The organism is Achromobacter sp. ISS7, from assembly GCF_056523125.1.
This window is the reverse complement of sequence record NZ_JAWRZD010000001.1, coordinates 4,500,313-4,520,226: the sequence shown is the minus strand read 5'-3', so window position 1 is coordinate 4,520,226 and position 19,914 is coordinate 4,500,313. Positions and strand designations below refer to the sequence as shown.

Genomic DNA, 19,914 nt, shown 5'->3' with positions numbered 1-19,914 from the left:
GGTCGGTCAGTCGATCCGCCGGTCAGCGGCTGGCGATCACCGCCGTGCCATCGGGCCGGCGGGTCAGCGTGACCGGCAGCAGGCCGGGCAGCGCGTCCAGGAAGGCTTCGGGGTGGCGCAGGTCGAGCGTGCCGGACAGGCGCAGGCGGCGGGCGCGGTCGTCGGCGAAGCGCAGCGGCGCGTCGCGGTACAGGGCCAGGTAGCCGGCCAATTGTTGCAGGGTGGCGTCGTGCACCACCGCTACGCCGTCCTGCCAGGCGCCGACCTCGCCGGGCGGCACCTGGGTGCGCGCCACCAGCCGCGCGTCGGCGCGCGCCAGCAGCACGCTGTCGCCGGCATGCAGCGTCTGCGGGCCGGCGCCGTCGGCGTCCAGCATGACCTGGCCGCTGCGCACGCCGACCTGCAGCAGGTCGGGCAGCAGCAGCACGTTGAATTCGGTGCCGATGTCGCGCAGTCGCGCGCTGCCGGCGGATACCACCAGCGGCCGGCGGTCGGGCGCGGCGTCGATGTAGACCTCGCCGCTGTCGATGTCGATGCGGCGTTCGGCCAAGGTGTAGCGCACGCTGACCCGGGTGCCGACGTTGGCGTGCAGGCGGGTGCCATCGGCCAGTTCGAGGGTGCGGGTCTGGGTGGAGGCGTTGGCGACCGACTCGTAGTTGAGTGGCAGGTATTGGTAGGCCGCGCCCGTCACCAGGAGCAGCGCGGCCAGCGCGCCGCCCCAGCGCAGGAAGGCGGGCCGGGGCTGGCGCGTGGTCGCCGGACGCGGACGCGGTAGGGCGGCCAGGTCATCCCATACCCGCGCCAGCTTGTCGTATTCCTGCCGGTGCAGCGGCGATTGCGCGAGCCAGGCCTGGAAGGCCTGTTCGGCGCCGGCATCGGACGCGCGTTCCCGGCGGCGCATGAACCATGCGCTCGCGGCCTCTTCGACAGCGGATAAGGAACGGGACGGGGTCATGGGGTTTCGCCGTGGACGCGGCGCTTGCAATGCGCCAGGGCCAGTTGCAGGTGCTTTTCGACGGCGCGCACGGAGATGCCCATGCGTGCGGCGATGTCCTCGCAACGCAGCTCATCATACCGATAAAGCAGGAACGCCTCGCGTTGGCGCGGCGGCATTTCGTCGATGGCGGTTTGCAGCAGGCGCAGGCGCTGGTTGGCGTCGGCGCGCGCCTCGGGCTGCCAGCTGGCCTCGGTGGCGAGACTGCCCGGCGGCGGCGTGTAGCCCTGGTCGTCCAGGCTGGCCACCATGTGCTCGTCGCGCACGGCTTCGCGGCGCCAGTGGTCGCGCAGCAGGTTGCGGGCGATTTCGTAGAGGTAGGCGCGCGGCTTTTCGGGCGGCTCGGCGCCGCGGCTGGCGGCCAGCCAGCGCGCGAAGGTTTCCTGCGCCAGATCCTGGGCGGCGTCGGGCGAGCGCTTGAGCTGGCGGTTCAGGAAACCGACCAGCTCCGCGTTCCACGCTTTGTATGCCTCGGCGATCGCGCCGAAGAACCGCTCCCCCATGGTGCCCCTAAGTCCGATGTCCGTCGCGCGGCCAGCGGACCCGGCGCGATATCCTGGCGTCGATAGAATGATAATGATTCGTATTGTATCAACAATGCCGGGCGGCACGGCATGCCATGCGCGGGGGCGGGTCAAGGCATGGAAACGGCAGCTCGCGATCAGTGGGCCGGGTGCTCGTCCCGCCCCGGTCCTTCAACCCGGCGCGTCCCCGTCCGCCAACGCCGCCGCCTGCTCGCGCAGCACGAACTTCTGGATCTTGCCGGTGGACGTCTTGGGCAAGGCGCCGAACACCACGGTGCGCGGCGCCTTGAAGCGCGCCAGGTGTTCGCGGCAGTAGGCGATCAGGTCATCGGCGTCGCACGCCGCGCCCTCTTTCAGCGTGACGAAGGCGCAGGGCGTTTCGCCCCACACCGCGTCCGGACGCGCCACCACGGCGGCCTCCAGCACGTCGGGGTGGCGGTACAGCACACTCTCGATTTCCACGGTCGAGATGTTCTCGCCGCCCGAGATGATGATGTCCTTGGCGCGGTCCTTGATCTCGATGTAGCCGTCGGGATGCACCACCGCCAGGTCGCCGGAATGGAACCAGCCGCCGGCGAAGGCTTCGGCGGTGGCGTCGGGGTTGTGCAGGTAGCCTTTCATCAGCGTATTGCCGCGCAGCATGATCTCGCCCAGCGTGGCGCCGTCGGGCGGCACGGGGCGCAGGTCGGCGTCCATCACCCGCACCGCTTCGACGTTGAGCTTGCGCACGCCGATGCGGGCCTTGAGCGCGGCGCGCTCGGCCAGCGGCAGATCGTCCCATTCCTCATGCCAGGCGCAGCTGATCGACGGGCCGTAGGTCTCGGTCAGGCCGTACAGGTGCGTGACGCCCACGCCCAGCTGCTCCATCGCTTCGATGATGGCGGCCGGTGGCGCGGCGCCGCCGGTCATGGCCTGCACGCGGTGCGTGGCGCGGTGGCGGACGTCGGCGGGGGCGTTGACCAGCATGTTCAGCACCACCGGCGCGGCGCAGAAGAAGCCGACCTGGTGGCGGCGGATGGCCGCGAAGATGGCGGCCGGTTCCACGCGCCGCAGGCAGACGTTGGTGCCGGCCAGCGCCGCCATGGTCCACGGGAAGCACCAGCCGTTGCAGTGGAACATGGGCAGCGTCCACAGGTAGACCGCGTGCGGCGGCATGCCGCAGGCCAGGACGTTGCCGGTGGCGTTGAGGTAGGCGCCGCGATGGTGGTAGAGCACGCCCTTGGGGTTGCCGGTGGTGCCCGAGGTGTAGTTCAGGCAGAGGTTGTCCCATTCGTCTTGCGGCCCTTGCCAGGGAGCGTCGGCGGGTTGCGCGGCGAGCCAGGCTTCGTATTCCGCGTCGCCCAGGTCGCCGTGCGGGCCGGCGTATTCGCTGTCTTCGATGCGCACGGTGCGCGGCGGCGCGCGCAGGTGGCCCAGCACCTCGCGCACCAGGGCGGCGTATTCGCTGTCGTAGAGCAGCACGGTGGCGCCGCCGTGTTCCAGGATGAACGCCAGCGTGCGCGCGTCCAGGCGGGTGTTGAGCGCGTTCAGCACCGCGCCGGCCATTGGCACGCCGAAGTGCGCTTCGTACAGGGCCGGCGTGTTGGGCGCGAGCACCGCCACCACGTCGCCGCGGCGCACGTCCCAGGCGGCCAGCGCCGCGGCCATGCGGCGGCAGCGTTCGTAGGTGGCGCGCCAGTTCTGGCTGCGGTCACCGTGCAGCAGGGCCGCGCGTTCGGGGTAGACGGCGGCGGCCCATTCCAGGAAGCCCAGTGGGGTCAGCGGGCGGTGGTTGGCGGCGTTGCGCGGCAGCGCGGCTGCGGACGGAGATGGCGATGCGGTCATGATGCGCTCCTAGCGTTCGGCGGCGGCCAGCCTTGCGGACTCGCGTTGCGCGGCCTGCCAGCCCAGCGCGGCCAGCGGTTCGACGCGCGCGCCCATCTCCATCGCATCCGTGGCGGCGGCGTTGCCGGCGCGGGCGCGGGCGTACACGCCTTGCAGGATGGCGGCGATGCGAAAGAAGCTGTAGGCCAGGTAGAAGTCCCAGTTCGGCGGCGGCGCGATGCCGCGCGCTTCGCAATAGGCGCGCACGAAATCCGCTTCGTCGGGAATGCCCAGCGCCGCCAGGTCCAGGCCGGCGATGCCGCGCCACAAGGCCGGCGGGATGCGCCAGCACATGCAGTGGTAGGCCAGGTCCGCCAGCGGATGGCCCAGCGTCGACAGCTCCCAGTCCAGCAGCGCGATGGCGCGCGGCGCGTCGGGCGCGAACACCAGGTTGTCGATGCGGTAGTCGCCATGCACCAGACGCGTCTGGTCGTCGTGTGGCAGGTGTTGCGGCAGCCAGTCGATCAGCGCGTCCATGGCGCTGATCGATGTGGTCTCGGTGTCGCGGTATTGGCGGGTCCAGCGCGCCACCTGCCGCGCGAAGTAGTCGCCGGCCTTGCCGTAGTCCGCCAGCCCGACGGCGGCCGGCTCCACGGCGTGCAGCGCGGCCAGCACGCGGCCGGTCTCGGCATACAGCGCGGCGCGTTCGTCGGGCGCCAGGCCCGGCAGCGCCGGGTCCATGAAGACGCGGCCGCGGGCGTAGCTCATCAGGTAGAACGGCGTGCCGATGATGGCGGGGTCGGCGCAGTAGTGCAGCATGGCGGGCACGGGCACGGCGGTGCCGGCCAGCGCGGCCATGACGCGGTATTCGCGGTCGACGGCGTGGGCCGACGGCAGCAGCGTGCCGGGCGGCTGCTTGCGCAGCACGCGCGCGCCGCTGGCGTCTTGCAGCAGATAGGTCGGGTTGGACTGGCCGCCCGTCAGCGCCCGCGCGCGCAGGCCGTCGGCGCTGCCCAGGCCTTGCGCCGCCAGGTAGGCGGCCAGGGCGGGCAGCCATTCAGGGGCGGCGTCCGGCGCGTGATCGGGCGCGCTCATACCAGCGCCTTGCGCGGGGCGTCCGCATCGTCCCAGTGCCAGAACGCGTCGCCCTGGTCCATCAGGTAGCGCGCCAGCACCATCTTGTGCACTTCGGAGGCGCCGTCCACCAGCCGCGCCTGGCGCGCGTAGCGGTAGATCCATTCCAGCGGCGTGTCCTTGGAATAGCCGCGCGCGCCGTTCAGCTGCAAGGCGGTGTCGACCACCTTGTGCAGCGTCTCCGACACCACGATCTTGGCCATGGAGATTTCCTTGCGCGCGAAGTCGCCCTGGTCCAACCGCGCGGCGGCGCGCATGGTGAGCAGGCGGCCGATCTCGATCTGCATGGCGGCGTCGCCCAGCAGCCATTGCACGCCCTCGCGGTCGGCCAGCTTCTGGCCGAAGCTGCTGCGTTCGCCGACGTAGTCCACCGCCACCGCCATGGCGCGCCGCGCCAGGCCCAGCCAGCGCATGCAGTGCGTCAGGCGCGCCGGGCCCAGGCGGATCTGCGTCAGCTTGAGGCCGTCGCCCACTTCCATCAGGCGGTTCTCGTCGGGGATCTCCAGGCCGTCGAATTCCAGTTCGCAGTGGCCGCCGTGTTCTTCCGGCCCCATGATGGGAATGCGGCGCACGATGCGCCAGCCGGGCTGGTCGGCGTCGAACAGGAAGGCCGACAGGCCCTTGCGGGCGTCGTCCGAGGTGCGCGCGATCAGGATGAAATGCTGCGCCGCGCCGGCGCCGGTGATGAACCACTTGCGGCCGTGGATCAGCCACTTGTCGCCCTGGCGGGTGGCGGTGGTGCGCATCATCGACGGGTCCGAGCCGCTGCCCGGATTGGGTTCGGTCATGACGAAGGACGAGCGCACCTTGCCGTCGATGATGGGTTGCAGCCAGCGGTCCTGCTGGTCGGTCCGCGCCACCTGCGCCAGCACGCGCATGTTGCCGTCGTCGGGGGCGGCGGCGTTGAAGGCGGCCGGGCCGAAGATGGAGCGGTTCATCTCTTCGTAGCAGGCGGCCAGACCCACCATCGGCAGGCCCTGGCCGCCGCGCTTGCGCGGCATCTGCAGGGCCCACAGGCCGGCCTCGCGGGCCTTGGCGCGCACGCGGTCCAGCAGGGTTTCATCGATGTTCTCGTGGGCGTCGTAGTTGGCGCGGTCGGCTTCCAGCGGAATCAGTTCGCGGTCGACGAAGGCGCGCACGCGCTGGCGGTAGTGTTCCAGTTCGGGGGGCAGCGAAAAATCCATGGCGGGGTCTCCGGATGGGGATGCGGGTTCAGAGCGAGCTGGCCAGGTGGCCGCCGTCCACGTCGATGACGGCGCCCGTCATGTAGGCGGAGGCATCGGAGGCCAGCAGCAGCAAGGGGCCGTCCAGGTCCTGCGGGCGGCCCAGGCGGCGCTGCGGGATGCGCTTGACCAGGGCCTCGCCGGCGGGCGTGGCGAAGAAATCGCGGTTCAGGTCGGTGCCGATGTAGCCGGGCGCCAGCGCGTTCACGCGGATGCCGTGGCGCGCCCATTCCAGCGCCAGCGCGCGGGTCAGGTGCAGCAGGCCGGCCTTGGCGGCGGTGTAGGCGGCCACGTGCGAGGCCACGCGCTGGCCCAGGATCGAGGCGATGTTGATGATGGCGCCGGGCCGGCCGTGGCCGTGGAAGTGGCGCGCGGCGCATTGGGCCACGCGCCATGCGCCGTTCAGGTTGACGTCGATCAGGCCGGTCCACTCGTCCTCGCTGATCTCCAGCGCCGGGCGCGTCATGGCGATGCCGGCGTTGTTGACGACGATGTCCACCGGGCCCAGCGCCTGCTCCGCCTGTGCGAACGCGGCCTGCACGGTATCCGGTTGAGTGACGTCCATGCCCGCGACGCAGGCCTGGCCGCCGCCGGCGCGGATCTCGCGGGCCAGCGCCTCGCCCAATTCGGTCCTGCGGCCGCACAACGCCACGCGCGCGCCGGCCTCGGCCAGCCGCAGCGCGAAATGGCGGCCCAGGCCGCTGTAGGCGCCGGTGACCAGCGCGGTCTTGGATTTCAGGTCTTCAAACATCGGTGCGTCTCCTTTGTTTGCATGCCGGCGGCATCACGCCGCCTCGCGGGCCACGGACTGGCTGGCGGGATGAAGTTCCACCAGCGCGTCCACCGCCACCGCGCCCTGCCCCACGGCGCCGACCATCACCGGGTTGATGTCGACCGACGCCAGCCGCGGACCCGCCGCCAGCGCGTAATCGCCCAGCGCCACGGCCTGTCGCGCCAGCGCCTCGACGTCGGCCGGCGGATCGCCCCGCACGCCCTGCAGCAGCGTGCCGATGCGCAGGCCGCGCAGCTTCTCGATTACCTGCGCGGCGTCGAACGGCGGCATCAGCACCGCCACGTCGCGCAGCGCCTCGACGTACTTGCCGCCGCTGCCGATCATCACGACCGGCCCCAGCACCGGGTCCACCCGCGCGCCCAGCGCGCATTCGTGCAGGCCGCGCCGCATCCGCGCCACCAACCAGGCGCCGTCGCGCACATCCAGCTTACCCAAGGTCTGGGCCTGATGGGCAAACGCCGTGTGCAGCGCGGCCTCGTCGTTCAGCCCCAGCGCCACCAGTCCGTGCTCGGACTTGTGCGGCAGTTGCGCCGAGCAGGCCTTCAACGCCACTGGCGCGCCGATGCGGCGCCAGGCGGCCACGGCCTCGTCGGCCGTGCGGCAGACGGCGTGCTCGATCACCGCCAGCCCGTTGTCGGCCAGCAGTGCAAGGCTGGCCGCCTCGGACAGGAAGCCGCCCGCCGCATCCGGCGCCGGATCGGCCGCCAGCGCGGCTTGCGGCGCCAGGATCATGCCATCGCGTTCACGCAAGCGGCGCAGGCGCAACAGCGCCGACAGCGCATCCATCGCCTGGATCTCGTCGGCGTACACCGGCAGGCCGTGCGCGCGGAAGGTGGCGGCCACGTTGTCCTGCCAGGCCACCACCGCCACCGGCTTGGACGCGGCCCGCGCGAAGCCGGCCGCATCCGTCGCGAACGAATCGACGTCGTAGCCGCGCCCCGCCACCGGAATGTCCAGCAGGAACATGTCGGCCGCCGGGTCGGCGCCGATCACGGGCAGCACCTGGCCGAACAGGCCATTGTTCGACAGCAGCGCGGCGGTGATGTCCACCGGGTTCAGCGTGGTGGCGTAGCCGGGCAGCCGGTCGGCCAGCGCCTGCTGCGTGGCGGGCGCCAGCGGCGCGATCTCCAGGCCGCGCTCGGCGGCCGCGTCCGAGGCCAGCACGCAGCTGGCGCCGGAGTTGCTGACCACCACCACGCGCGGCCCTTGCGGCAAGGGGCTGCGCAGGGCCAGTTCGGCGTAACGCACCAGTTCCTGCGGATCGCGCGCCCGCAGGATGCCGTGGTGTTCGAAGAAGGCATCCACCGCGCGGTCCTCGTTGGCCAGCGCGCCGGTATGCGAGGTGGCGGCGCGCGCGCCGGCCTCGGAGCGGCCCGACTTCACCACGATCAGCGGCACGCCGCGCGTCCGCGCCAGCGCCGCCGCCTCGGCCAGGGGGGCGGCCTCGCGCAGCGATTCCAGGTACAGCAGCACGCAGCCGACTTCCGGATCGCGCAGCGTGGCGCAGGCCAGCTCGGCCACCGATACGTCGGCCTCGTTGCCGGTGGCGTGCACGTGGCGCACGCCGATGCCGCGCTGGCGCAGCAGGCCGTAGACCATGGCGCACATGCCGCCGCTCTGGCTGATGACCGCCACCGGCCCGTCGCCGGGCGTCACTTCCAGGAACATGGTGGAGAAGCTGGCGATGGCGCCGTTGCCGAAGTTGGCCAAGCCCTGCGAGTTGGGGCCGACGATGCGCATGCCGGCGGCGCGGGCGCGCGCCGTCATCGCGTCCTGCAGGGCGCGGCCGGCCTCGCCGGTTTCCGAGAAGCCGGCCGAGATGACGATGGCCGCCGCCACGCCCAGGGCGGCGCAGTCATCCACCGCCCGCACCGCCTGCTCGCCCGCCACCGCCACGATCGCCAGGTCCGGCGCCGCCGGCAGCGCAGCCAGGCTGGGCCAGGCGCGCTCGCCCTGCACCTCGGCGCGTTGCGGGTTGATCGGGTACAGCGTGCCCGCATAGCCGTGGCGCCGCATGTAGTGGATCGGCCGGCCGCCGATCTTGTCCGGATTGTCGGAGGCGCCGACGATCGCGATCGAGGCCGGATCGAGCAGGCGCGCGAGGCTGGCGTCGCCGGTGGGTACAGAAGCCATGAAACTCCCCTGGGTAGGATGAAGGCGGGCGCGCGCGGTCAGTTGACCGTGGCGCCGGAAGTCTTGACCACGCCGGCCCATTTCTCGACCTCGACATCGAGGAAGCGCGCCGTGTCGGCGGGCGTCTTCCATGCCGGGGCGAAGCCCTGGGCGGCGAATTTCTGCTGGATGTCGGCGCGGCCCAGCACCTTCTGCAAGGCGCTGTTCAGGCGCTCCACCACCGACGCGGGCGTGCCGGCCGGGGCCAGCAGGCCGTTCCAGGCGGTGGCCTCGTAGCCGGGCAAGCCGGCTTCGGCCACGGTGGGCACGTTGGGCGCGGCCGGCGAACGCGCCGCGCCGGTCACGGCCAGGGCCTTGAGCTTGCCACCGTTCACGTAGGGCATCGACGACAGCATGGTGTCGAACATGATGTCGGCCTGGCCGCCCATGACGTCGGTCAGCGCCGGCGCGCTGCCGCGGTACGGCACGTGCACCATGCGCACGCCGGCCATGGCGCCGAACAGCTCCGCCGCCAGGTGGGTGGACTGGCCGTTGCCCGACGAGGCGAAGGTCAGCTTGCCCGGCGTGGACTTGGCCAGCGCGATCAGCTCGCGCACGTTGTTGGCGGGCAGGTCCGGCCGCGTCACGATCACCAGCGGACCGCTGGTCAGCAGCGTCACCGGCGCGAAGCTCTTGCGGGTGTCGTAGTTCAGGTTCTTGAACAGCGACATGTTGATGGCGTGCGCCGTGGTCGCCAGCAGCAGCATGTAGCCGTCGGGCGCGGCCTTGGCCACCATGTCGGCGCCGATGTTGCCGCCGGCGCCGGAACGGTTGTCGACGATGATGGTCTGCTTCAGTTCATCGCCCAGGCCCTGCGCGACCACGCGGGCCACGATGTCGGTGGGGCCGCCCGGCGGGTACGGCACCACCAGGGTGATGGGCTTGGTTGGCCAGTCCTGAGCGGCCGAGGCGGCGGCTGCCACCAGGGAAAGCGCGGCCAGGGCCGTGCGGCATGCTGCGATTGCGCGCATGATTGTCTCCTCCGTCGTGCGGATATGTTGTTTTGCTTGGGGGGATGGTGTTGCCGGCGGCGCTTCAAGGCGGCCGGCGCGCCTCGAAACCGAGCAATACGCGGCCGTCGATCGTGATCGCGCGGCCCTGGACCTGCTGGCCGATGGCGATGCCGGCATCGGCATGGCCCATCAGCACCGCGCCCTCGTCCAGGCGCACCAGCACCAGCACGTAGGGCACATGCGCGCGCCAGAAGGCGTCGGGCGCGCGGTGGATCTCGGTGCGCGCCAGCACTTCGCCAACGCCGCCGCTGCGCTGCCATGCAAGGCGGGTGCCGCCGCAATGGGCGCAGGCGTAGGGGCGCAGCGCCCACCAGGCACCGCAGTCTTCGCAGCGTTGCAGGTCGAGCGGATCATGCGGGTTCATCGGCCGGCCTCCGCTTGCAGCACCAGGCTGACGTGGGCGGACAGCACGCCGCCGTCCGCATGCACCAGCGCGCAGCGCGGCGCGCCGACCTGCCGCGGGCCCGCCCGCCCCGCCAGTTGCGTCCAGGCCTCGGCCACGTGCGCCATGCCGCCCGCCACGCCGGAATGCCCGAACGACAGCAGGCCCCCGTGCGTGTTCAGCGGCAGCGGCCCGGCCGCATCGAAGTCGCCGTGCCGCGCGCGTGCGGCGGCGCCGCCGCGCGGCGCGAAACCCAGTTCTTCCAGCAGCATGGCCAGCGTGATGGTGAAGGAATCGTAGATGCCCAGGTAGTCGACCTGGTCCTGGCCGATGGCGGCGTCGGCATAGGCCAGCTTGAGCGCCCGCGCCGCGCCGGTGTCGAGGATGTCGCGCAGCGCCGACAGGTGCTGGTGGCGGTGCGCCTGCCCGGCGCCGCTGATGCGCACCGGCCCTTCGTCCGCGCCCACCACCAGGGCCACCGCGCCGTCCGAGATCGGGCAGCAGTCCAGCAGGTGCAGCGGCGTGGCGATGGGCCGCGAGGCTAGCACCTGGTCCACGCTGATGGCTTCGTTCAGATGCGCATGCGGGTGGCTGGCGGCATGGCGCCGCATCAGCGCGGCGAACTCGGCCAGATCCTCGCGCCGGGTGCCGGTGTGGTGCATGTAGCGCGACGCCAGCAGCGCGTAGTAGGCCGGCACCGAGGCGCCGTTGGGCACTTCGGTATCGGCTTCGCCGACCTGCGCCAGCGTCTGGATCGAGGCATCGACGGCCTGCCCGGTCAGGCGGTTCTCGCCCGCCACCACCAGCACGCGGCGGCAGCGGCCGGCGCGCACCAGTTCGCGCGCCAGCATCACCATGGCCGCGCCGGTGGCGCCGCCCATTTGCATGCCATGCGCGTAGTGCGGTTCCAGGCCCAGTTTCTCGCTGAGCAGCGTGGCCAGCATCAGGTGCGGAAAGGTGGTGGCGTAGCCGCACAGCACGCCGTCGATGTCGGCGCGCCGCAGGCCGGACTGCGCCAGCGCGGCGTTGGCGGCCTCGGCCATCAGGTCCAGGGCCGGGCGGCCCTCGTGGCGGCCGAAGCGCGTGGTGGCCGCGGCCAGAAGGTAGGCGTGGCGCAGGTAAGTGGGGTGCAGGTCAGGCATGGGGCATCCAGGCGCGTTCGATGGCGCGGGCCTCGGCCGCCAGGGCCTGGGCCAGTTCTTGTTCGCGCGATTCGACGCGCTCGCTCAGGGCCGCCACGCTCAGCGCGGCGATGGCGCGGCCGCTGGGGCCGCGCACGGCCACGCCCAGGCCGCCCATCTTTTCCACCACCACGTCCAGCAGCATGGCGTGGCCGAGCTTGCGGGCGCGCGCCGTCATCTGTTCCATCAAGTCGACGCCGTAGCGCGGGTAGCGTTCCCGCAACCGCTGGTGCACCGGCGGCAGCACCGCCTGCGCCTCGCTGTCGTCCATGGCCGCCAGCAGCGCCAGGCTGCCGGCGCCGATGCCGAGCGGGCGGCGGCTGCCGACCTCCAGGTAGTTGGCGCGGATCGGATAGTCGCCGAAGCACAGGTCCAGGCAGACGGATTCCCAGCCGGTCGGCATCGACAGGATCACGGTGTCGCCGAACTTGCGCGCCAGGCGGATCAGCGCGGGCCGCGCCAGGGCGCGCAGGTCGAGGCCGTCGACCATCGCGTGATGCATGGCGTAGACCTGCGGCCCCAGCATGTAGTGCTTGCTGACCGGGTCTCGCTCCACGAAACCCTCGGCTTCCAGGTCCTTCAGGATGCGCAGCGCGGTGGACACGTCCAGCTGCGCCGCCTGGGCGATGTCGGTCAGGCGCTGGACGCGCCGGTTCGACAGGCTGGCGAGGACGCGGCAGACCTTTTTCGTCGCAGAAACAAGGCTTGTATCCGGTGAAGACATGGCAGCGGCGGGACCCGATGGCTGAACATGGTCACAAGATAGGCAGGGTCGCGGAGTGGGTAAAGTTGCGTCGCAACAAATTTTCGCCCAGCAACAATCGGCATGCGGCGAGGTGAGCGGCGCGAGCTCAGGCCGGTTCGGATTCGGGATGCAGCGTGCGTAGCTTGCGCAGTTCCGGGAACCAGTGCATCCACAGCCCCGCCACCGCAATCGTGCCCAGGCCGCCCACCACCACCGCCGGCACCGCGCCCAGCAGCGCCGCCATCACGCCGGATTCGAATTCCCCCAGCTGGTTGGAGGCGCCGACGAACAGCGTGTTGACCGCGCTGACGCGGCCCAGCATGTGGTCGGGCGTGTTCAGCTGCACCAGCGACGAGCGCACCACCACGCTGATGGCGTCGGCGGCGCCCAGCACCACCAGCGCGCCCACCGACAGCGGGATCGAAGTGGACAGCCCGAACACGGTGGTGGCCAGGCCGAACAGGATCAGCGCGCCGAACAGCAGGCGGCCGACGTGCTCGCCCAGGCTCAGGCGGGCCAGCGTCAGCGACATCAGCATGGCGCCGCAGGCCGGCGCGGCGCGCAGCGCGCCCAGCGCCCAGGGACCGGCGTGCAGGATGTCCTTGGCGAAGATCGGCAGCAGCGCGGTGGCGCCGCCCAGCAGCACCGCGAACAGGTCCAGCGACAGCGTGCCCAGCAGGATGCGGCGCTGGAAGATGAAGGTGATGCCGGCGAACAGCGTGCGCCAGGTGGTCGGTTCCCGGCGCGGCGGGGCGCGGTCGATCGACATGCTGGCGATGCAGGCGAAGCCGCACAGGTACAGCGCCGCCGCCACGCAGTAGATCCAGCCGGCCCCCAGGCCGTAGCCGATGCCGCCCAGCGCCGGGCCGGCGATCTGCGCGATCTGGCCGCCGGAGGACGACAGCGCGGTGGCGCGCGGCAGCCATTCGCGCGGCACGATGGCGGGAATCAGGGTGGTGAGCGTAGGCGCCTCGAAGGCGCGCGCCGAGCTCATGATGATGAGGGTGGCGTAGATCAGCGTCTTGCCGCCAACGCCGTGCAGCGCGGCGATGGCCAGCAGCAGCGTGGCCAGGGTCTCGACCGCCATGCAGATGGCGACGATCTTGCGGCGGTCGTAGCGGTCGGCCACGTGGCCCACCACCAGCGTCAGCGCCGCCATCGGCAGGAACTGCGCCAGCCCGATCAGGCCCAGGTCGAGCGCGCTGCCCGACAGCGCGTAGACCTGCCAGCCCACCGCTACCGAAACGATCTGGAAGGCCAGCGACGCGCCGATGCGCGCGAACAGGAAATGCAGGAAGGCGGGACGGTAAAGCGGACTGGGCGAGTCGGGGGCGGGCATCGGGGCGGAACGCGCGGCGCATGCGCGGGCGGGGATGGGAATCCCGCATTCTAGGGAAAACCGGCTGACGGGAAACTAAGAGTCGCGGGAATGCCCGCCTGCCGGCCGCGCCTGGCCGGCCGCACCTAGCCGGCCACACCTGGCCGTCGGGCTATCGCTGGGCCTTGGGCCAGTAAGTGCCGAAGTACCACAGGTTGCCCTCGGGGTCGCGACAGGCGAAGTCGCGGCTGCCGTGCGGCGAATCGTAGGGTTCGGCCACGATGGTCGTGCCGCTGGCTTTCACCGTGACATACAGGGCGTCGGGGTCGTCCACCGCCAGGTATAGCGCGTCGGTGCGGCGGCCCTGCGGGTCGCCGATCTGCCGGCCGTAGTCGTCGTCGCGGTGCTGGCCCAGCATCAGGATGGAGCTGCCGAGGGCCATTTCGGCGTGCTGCACCGCGGCACCGTCGCGGTAGACCGCGAGTTCGGTGAAGCCGACCACGTCGGCCAGCCAGCGCATCATGGCGTCCGGGTCCTGGCAGCGCAGGGTGGGAAACAGGCGGGGCGGTTCTTGGGGTGTCGGGTTCATTGGCTGGCTCCTGGGGGCAAGGGGGAACCTTCATGATGAACCGACGCGCGCGCCGGGTCTTGAAGATTTGTTACCCGGCCTGGCGCCGCGCCCAGGCCTGCGGCGATTCGCCCGCCAGGTCGATGAATTCACGCGCCAGGTGGGCCTGGTCGGCATAGCCGCCGGCGGCCGCCACCTGGGCCCATTCGCTGCCGGGTTGTTGCGCCAGCCGGCAGGCCTGGTGAAAGCGCAGCATGCGCGCCAGGGCCTTCGGGCCCAGGCCCATCTCGGCGCGAAAGCGCTGCAGCAGGTGCTTGCGGCTCCAGCCGATCTCGGCGGCCAGCGCGCCGATGCGCAGCGTGCCGTGTTCGCGCAGCAGCAACCGGTAGGCGTGCGCCACCGGTTCCGATGGGGCGCGGCCCAGGCGGCGGGCGATGAACGCTTCGACCAGGGCGAAGCGCCGCGGCCAGTCGGGCAGGTTGCCGAGTTGTTCGCGCAGCGCGGGGCCGTCGCGGCCCAGCGCGTCGCCCAGGTCGACCAGGCGGTTCGCCAGGTCCTCGACCATGCCGCCGAAGAAGCGGTAGGCGCCGGGCGGCGTGAAGTCGACCTGCAGGCACTCGGCGGCGCCGTCGGAGGCGACGAACACCGGGCCGGCATACAGGCCCGAGGCGAAGCTGGACCAGGGCGCCGGGCCGTCGGCGCGGCCCAGCCCGATACCGAAGGGGCTGCCGAAGCTGATCACCAGCGGTACCGTCAGGGGGGCGCTTTCGAGCCACTGCATGCCGGCGCCCTGCCCGCCTTCGCGGTAACCGGTCAGGTGCGACACGATGCCGGCCAGCCGCGCCGACGGCGCGACCTGGATCAACTCGCAGGACATCTGGCTGGCCATGCATGCCTCTTGCGGAAAGACACGCCATCGCCGCGGGAACCGGCGACGGCGCGCGCGTTCAGGCGCCGATCGCCACCAGTTCGGCGCCTTCCGTCACCTGGTCGCCGACGGCGTAGAACAGTTCCTCGACCTTGCCGTCGGCCGGCGCCGAGATGGTGTGCTCCATCTTCATGGCCTCCATCACCAGCAGCGGCTGGCCCTTGGTGACGCTGTCGCCGGCCTTGACGGCGATGGAGATGATCTTGCCCGGCATGGGCGCGGTCAGGCCGCCGCCGTGGTCACCCTGGGTGTCCTGGGCGTGCGCCAGCGGGTCGTACAGGTCCAGCACGCGCGCGCCGCCGTCGCCGAAGACATGGGCCTTGTCGGCGTGCAGCACGACCGTGCCGGCGCGCTCGCGGCCGTCCAGGGTGATGCGCAGCACGCGGGCCGGGCCGTTGCCGTCCTCGGCGCGCCAGGCGAAGGGCTGGGCGCCGCTGCCGCTGTCCAGCGTCCAGCCGGCGCCCTGGCGCGCGACGGTGACGTGGCGCGTCTCGCCGTTGTCGATCCATTGCAGGGTGCGCTGGTAGCGGCCGCCCAGGCGCCAGCCGTCGCGCGCGTCCCACGGATCGGCCGGGGCGGCGGCATGCGGCGCCGATTGCGCCTGGCCCTGGCTGGCCAGCACGGCAGCCGTGGCCAGCGCCAGCGTGGCGGCGTCGGCCGGCACCGGCTCGGGCAGCAGCGTGGCGCGCTGGCGTTCGATCAGGCCGGTGTCGAGATCCGCGGCGGCGAAGGCGCTGTCGCGCATCAGCCGCGCCAGGAAGGCGACGTTGGTCTGCACTCCCACCGCCTGGGTCTGCGCCAGCGCCTGCAGCATGCGGGCGCGGGCCTGGTCGCGGTCGGCGCCGTGCACGATCAGCTTGGCGATCATGGGGTCGTAGAACGGCGTGATGGTGTCGCCGGTGCGCACGCCGCCGTCGACGCGGATGTCGCCATTGGCGAAGGCGACGTGGGCCGGCAGGCCCAGGTAGGCCAGCGTGCCGATGGAGGGCAGGAAGCCCTTTTCGGGGTTCTCGGCGTAGATGCGGGCCTCGATGGCGTGGCCGTGGATGCGCAGGTCTTCCTGGCGCGCCGGCAGCGGCTGGCCGGCGGCCACGCGCAGCTGCCATTCGACCAGGTCGTGGCCGGTGATCATCTCGGTGACCGGATGCTCCACCTGCAAGCGCGTGTTCATTTCCATGAAGTAGAAACGGCCATCGGGCTCGGCGATGAATTCCACCGTGCCGGCGCCGACGTAGCCCACCGCGCGCGCGGCGGCCACGGCGGCCTCGCCCATGGCGCGGCGGCGTTCCTCGGTCATGCCGGGGGCGGGCGCTTCCTCGATCACCTTCTGGTGGCGGCGCTGCACCGAGCAGTCGCGCTCGAACAGGTAGACGCAGTTGCCGTGGGTGTCGGCGAACACCTGGATCTCGATGTGGCGCGGCTTCTGCAGATAGCGCTCGATCAGCACGCGGTCGTCGCCGAAGCTGGAGGCGGCTTCGCGCTGGCACGAGGCCAGCGCGTCCAGGAACGCGCCCGACGCTTCGACCACGCGCATACCCTTGCCGCCGCCGCCGGCGCTGGCCTTGATCAGCACGGGGTAGCCGATGGCGTCGGCCTGTTCCTTGAGGAATTGCGGATCCTGGTTGTCGCCGTGATAGCCGGGCACCAGCGGCACGCCGGCCTTCTCCATCAGCGACTTGGCGGCGGACTTGCTGCCCATGGCGGCGATGGCGGACGCCGGCGGACCGACGAAGGCGATGCCGGCCTGTTCGGCGGCTTCGGCGAAGGCTTCGTTTTCCGACAGGAAGCCATAGCCGGGGTGGATGGCCTTGGCGCCGGTATCGCGCGCGGCCTGCAGGATGGCGTCGGCGCGCAGGTAGCTGGCGCGCGGCTCGGGGCCGCCGATGTGGACGGCGATATCGCAGGCGGCGACGTGGCGGGCGTTGGCGTCGGCGTCGGAATAGACGGCGACGGTGCGGATGCCCAGGCGGCGGGCGGTGGCGGCGACGCGGCAGGCGATTTCGCCGCGGTTGGCAATCAGCAGGGTATCGAACATGGCGTTATCCAGACTGGGATGTTTCGTGGGTCGAAATAGAGCGCGCGGCGCGCTCTACATCCGGAAGACGCCGAAGCGCGTGTCTTCGATCGGCGCGTTCAGCGCCGCCGACAATGCCAGCCCCAGCACGCGGCGCGTGTCGGCGGGCGCGATGATGCCGTCGTCCCACAGCCGCGCGGTGGCGTAGTACGGATGGCCTTCGCGTTCATACTGTTCGCGGATCGGCGACTTGAAGGCGTCTTCCTCGGCGGCGGACCACTGGCCGCCGCGCGCCTCGATGCCGTCGCGCTTGACGGTGGCCAGCACGCTGGCGGCCTGCTCGCCGCCCATGACCGAGATGCGCGCGTTGGGCCACATGAACAGCAGGCGCGGCGAATAGGCGCGGCCGCACATGCCATAGTTGCCGGCGCCGAACGAGCCGCCGATCAGCACGGTGAACTTGGGCACGTTGGCGGTGGCCACCGCGGTGACCATCTTGGCGCCGTGGCGCGCGATGCCTTCGTTTTCGTATTTGCGGCCGACCATGAAGCCGGTGATGTTCTGTAGGAACACCAGCGGGATCTTGCGCTGCGCGCACAGCTCGATGAAGTGCGCGCCCTTCTGCGCCGATTCCGAGAACAGGATGCCGTTGTTGGCGACGATGCCGACCGGCATGCCGTGGATGTGGGCAAAGCCCGTCACCAGCGTGGGACCGAAGCGCGCCTTGAATTCGTCGAACTCGGAACCGTCGACGATGCGGGCAATGACCTCGCGCACGTCATACGGCTTGCGCGTGTCGGCGGGGATGATGCCGTTCAGTTCGGCCGGGTCGTAGCGCGGTTCGCGCACCGGCACGGTGGCCAGCGGCGCGGGCTTCTGGCGGTTCAGGCGCGCCACGGCGCCGCGCGCCAGTTGCAGCGCGTGCATGTCGTTGGCGGCCAGGTGGTCGGCCACGCCCGACAGGCGCGTGTGCACGTCGCCGCCGCCCAGGTCTTCGGCGCTGACTTCTTCGCCGGTGGCGGCCTTCACCAGGGGCGGGCCGCCCAGGAAGATGGTGCCCTGGTTCTTGACGATGATGGACTCGTCGCTCATGGCGGGCACGTAGGCGCCGCCGGCGGTGCACGAACCCATCACCACCGCGATCTGCGCGATGCCCTGCGACGACATCTGCGCCTGGTTGTAGAAGATGCGGCCGAAGTGGTCGCGGTCGGGAAAGACCTCGTCCTGCTGCGGCAGGTTGGCGCCGCCGGAATCGACCAGGTAGACGCACGGCAGGCGGTTCTGCGCGGCGATCTCCTGCGCGCGCAGGTGCTTCTTGACCGTCATCGGGTAGTAGGTGCCGCCCTTGACGGTGGCGTCGTTGCAGACGATCACGCATTCGCTGCCGGCGATGCGGCCGATGCCGGTGATGACGCCCGCGCCCGGCGCGTCGCCGTCGTACATGCCGTGCGCCGCCATCGGCGACAGTTCCAGGAACGGCGAACCCGGATCAATCAGTTGCTCGACGCGGTCGCGCGGCAGCAGCTTGCCGCGCGCCACGTGCTTGGCGCGCGACGATTCGCTGCCGCCCAGCGCGGTCTGCGCCAGCTGCTGGCTCAGGTCGTCCAGCTGCGCCTGCATGGCGCGGGCGTTGTCGGTGTAGTCCTGCGACCGCGGATTGATGCGGGATTCGATGATGGGCATGGGGTACCACCCGTCCTGCTGATTGGGATGTTGAAGGCGCTCGGGGTCGAGCGGTTTGTCTCGCCGCCCGGTGGTCCGGGCCTGGTTGTCGATGATTCTTGTTGCTTGTCCGGATTTCGTTGCGCCTCTCCCGCACGGCCCGCGACCGACCCGTCGCGGACACTGCCATGCAAGAAAGACGCAACGGAATCCGGTTCGGTAAACGGGCCGCGGCCCGTTTACCGAACATCCCGCCTTAGACCATCTCGATCGCCATGGCGACGGCTTCGCCGCCGCCGATGCACAGCGTGGCCACGCCGCGCTTGCCGCCGGTCTTGCGCAGCGCGCCGATCAGCGTGGTCATCAGGCGCGCGCCGGAGGCGCCGATCGGGTGGCCCAGGGCGGTGGCGCCGCCGTGGATGTTGACCTTGTCGTGCGGCAGCTTGAAGTCGGCCATGGCGGCCATGGTGACCACCGCGAAGGCTTCGTTGATCTCGTACAGGTCCACGTCCTCGGCCTTCCAGCCGGTCTTGGCGAACAGGTTCTTGAGCGCGCCGACGGGGGCGGTGGTGAACCAGTTCGGCTCCTGCGAGTGCTGGCTGTGGGCCACGATGCGGGCCAGCGGCTTGACGCCGAGCTTCTCGGCGGTGGACGCGCGCATCAGCACCATGGCGGCGGCGCCGTCGGAGATCGACGACGAGTTGGCGGCGGTGACGGTGCCGTCCTTCTTGAACGCCGGCTTGAGCGTCGGGATCTTTTCCGGCATGGCCTTGGTGGGGGCCTCGTCGGTGTCGATCACGGTGTCGCCCTTGCGGCCGGCGACCGTGACGGGGGTGATTTCCCACTTGAAGCTGCCGTCCTCGCTGGCGGCGCGGGCGCGGCGCAGCGATTCCAGCGAGAAGGCATCCTGCTGCTCGCGGGTGAACGAATACTTGGCGGCGCAGTCCTCGGCGAACACGCCCATGGCCTTGCCCTTGTCGTAGGCGTCTTCCAGGCCGTCCAGCGCCATGTGGTCATAGATGGTGCTGTGGCCGTAGCGGTAGCCCTGGCGGCCCTTGAGCATCAGGTAGGGCGCATTGCTCATGCTTTCCTGGCCGCCGGCGACGACGATGTTGGCCGAACCCGCGGCCAGCAGGTCATGGCCGAACATGGCGGCCTTCAGGCCCGAACCGCACACCTTGTGGATGGTGGTGCACGCCACGCCCAGCGGCAGGCCCGCGCCCAGCGCGGCCTGGCGCGCCGGGGCCTGGCCCTGGCCGGCCTGCAGCACGTTGCCCATGATGACTTCTTCGATCTGCTCGGGCTTGACGCCGGCGCGTTCGACGGCCGCCTTGATGGCGATCGCGCCGAGTTCGTGCGCGGCCAGGCCGGACAGGCTGCCGAGCATGCCACCCATGGGCGTGCGGGCGACGGAAACGATAACGATGGGGTCTGACATGACTAGCTCCTGTGAGGGTCGG

17 protein-coding genes are annotated in these 19,914 nt (G+C 71.2%); all 17 read right to left on the bottom strand.

Going from position 1 to position 19,914, the window contains the following annotated elements; all coding sequences use genetic code 11:
• Positions 1–22: 22 nt before the first annotated feature.
• The gene (locus AC1HFW_RS20480) at positions 23–955 is read right to left on the bottom strand and encodes a FecR family protein (protein ID WP_479285081.1); all 933 of its coding nucleotides are present in this window, start codon (positions 953–955) and stop codon (positions 23–25) included.
• Positions 952–1,497: an RNA polymerase sigma factor gene (locus AC1HFW_RS20475; protein WP_479285080.1), complete on the bottom strand. Its 546-nt coding sequence runs from the start codon at positions 1,495–1,497 to the stop codon at positions 952–954. The genes AC1HFW_RS20480 and AC1HFW_RS20475 overlap by 4 nt, the downstream gene beginning before the upstream one ends.
• Before the next feature lie 192 nt (positions 1,498–1,689).
• Entirely contained in the window at positions 1,690–3,342 is a 1,653-nt protein-coding gene (locus tag AC1HFW_RS20470; RefSeq protein WP_479285079.1) for an acyl-CoA synthetase, read from the bottom strand.
• 9 nt (positions 3,343–3,351) lie between these two features.
• Positions 3,352–4,416 carry a phosphotransferase family protein gene (locus tag AC1HFW_RS20465; RefSeq protein ID WP_479285078.1) on the bottom strand — a complete coding sequence of 355 codons (1,065 nt, stop codon included), beginning with the start codon at positions 4,414–4,416 and terminating at the stop codon, positions 3,352–3,354.
• Positions 4,413–5,639: an acyl-CoA dehydrogenase family protein gene (locus AC1HFW_RS20460; RefSeq protein ID WP_479285077.1), complete on the bottom strand. Its 1,227-nt coding sequence runs from the start codon at positions 5,637–5,639 to the stop codon at positions 4,413–4,415. Before AC1HFW_RS20460 ends, AC1HFW_RS20465 begins: the two co-directional genes overlap by 4 nt.
• Positions 5,640–5,667: 28 nt before the next feature.
• Positions 5,668–6,429 (bottom strand): SDR family NAD(P)-dependent oxidoreductase, encoded by a 762-nt coding sequence (locus AC1HFW_RS20455; protein ID WP_479285076.1) that lies wholly within the window; start codon positions 6,427–6,429, stop codon positions 5,668–5,670.
• 33 nt (positions 6,430–6,462) lie between these two features.
• Complete coding sequence (locus AC1HFW_RS20450) at positions 6,463–8,604, bottom strand: acetate--CoA ligase family protein (RefSeq protein WP_479285075.1); 2,142 nt, start codon at positions 8,602–8,604, stop codon at positions 6,463–6,465.
• A 38-nt stretch (positions 8,605–8,642) separates the two neighbouring features.
• Positions 8,643–9,614: a tripartite tricarboxylate transporter substrate binding protein gene (locus tag AC1HFW_RS20445; protein WP_061072795.1), complete on the bottom strand. Its 972-nt coding sequence runs from the start codon at positions 9,612–9,614 to the stop codon at positions 8,643–8,645.
• A 64-nt stretch (positions 9,615–9,678) separates the two neighbouring features.
• Positions 9,679–10,020 carry a Zn-ribbon domain-containing OB-fold protein gene (locus tag AC1HFW_RS20440; protein WP_479285074.1) on the bottom strand — a complete coding sequence of 114 codons (342 nt, stop codon included), beginning with the start codon at positions 10,018–10,020 and terminating at the stop codon, positions 9,679–9,681.
• Positions 10,017–11,180, bottom strand: a complete 1,164-nt coding sequence (locus AC1HFW_RS20435; RefSeq protein ID WP_479285073.1) for a thiolase family protein — start codon at positions 11,178–11,180, stop codon at positions 10,017–10,019. Before AC1HFW_RS20435 ends, AC1HFW_RS20440 begins: the two co-directional genes overlap by 4 nt.
• Complete coding sequence (locus tag AC1HFW_RS20430) at positions 11,173–11,943, bottom strand: IclR family transcriptional regulator (protein ID WP_006392248.1); 771 nt, start codon at positions 11,941–11,943, stop codon at positions 11,173–11,175. Before AC1HFW_RS20430 ends, AC1HFW_RS20435 begins: the two co-directional genes overlap by 8 nt.
• A 127-nt stretch (positions 11,944–12,070) precedes the next feature.
• A complete protein-coding gene (locus AC1HFW_RS20425) occupies positions 12,071–13,303 on the bottom strand; it encodes an MFS transporter (protein WP_006392249.1) in 1,233 nt (410 codons plus the stop codon).
• Between the two features lie 151 nt (positions 13,304–13,454).
• Positions 13,455–13,871: a VOC family protein gene (locus tag AC1HFW_RS20420; RefSeq protein ID WP_479285072.1), complete on the bottom strand. Its 417-nt coding sequence runs from the start codon at positions 13,869–13,871 to the stop codon at positions 13,455–13,457.
• A 70-nt stretch (positions 13,872–13,941) separates the two neighbouring features.
• Positions 13,942–14,739 carry a helix-turn-helix domain-containing protein gene (locus AC1HFW_RS20415; RefSeq protein ID WP_479285071.1) on the bottom strand — a complete coding sequence of 266 codons (798 nt, stop codon included), beginning with the start codon at positions 14,737–14,739 and terminating at the stop codon, positions 13,942–13,944.
• 58 nt (positions 14,740–14,797) lie between these two features.
• On the bottom strand, positions 14,798–16,813 hold the full coding sequence (locus AC1HFW_RS20410; protein ID WP_479285070.1) for an acetyl/propionyl/methylcrotonyl-CoA carboxylase subunit alpha: 2,016 nt from the start codon (positions 16,811–16,813) through the stop codon (positions 14,798–14,800).
• A 54-nt stretch (positions 16,814–16,867) separates the two neighbouring features.
• Positions 16,868–18,475 carry a carboxyl transferase domain-containing protein gene (locus AC1HFW_RS20405; RefSeq protein WP_006392253.1) on the bottom strand — a complete coding sequence of 536 codons (1,608 nt, stop codon included), beginning with the start codon at positions 18,473–18,475 and terminating at the stop codon, positions 16,868–16,870.
• Between the two features lie 235 nt (positions 18,476–18,710).
• Positions 18,711–19,892, bottom strand: coding sequence for an acetyl-CoA C-acetyltransferase (locus AC1HFW_RS20400; protein ID WP_479285069.1), 1,182 nt, complete (start codon positions 19,890–19,892; stop codon positions 18,711–18,713).
• Between the last annotated feature and the right edge of the window lie 22 nt (positions 19,893–19,914).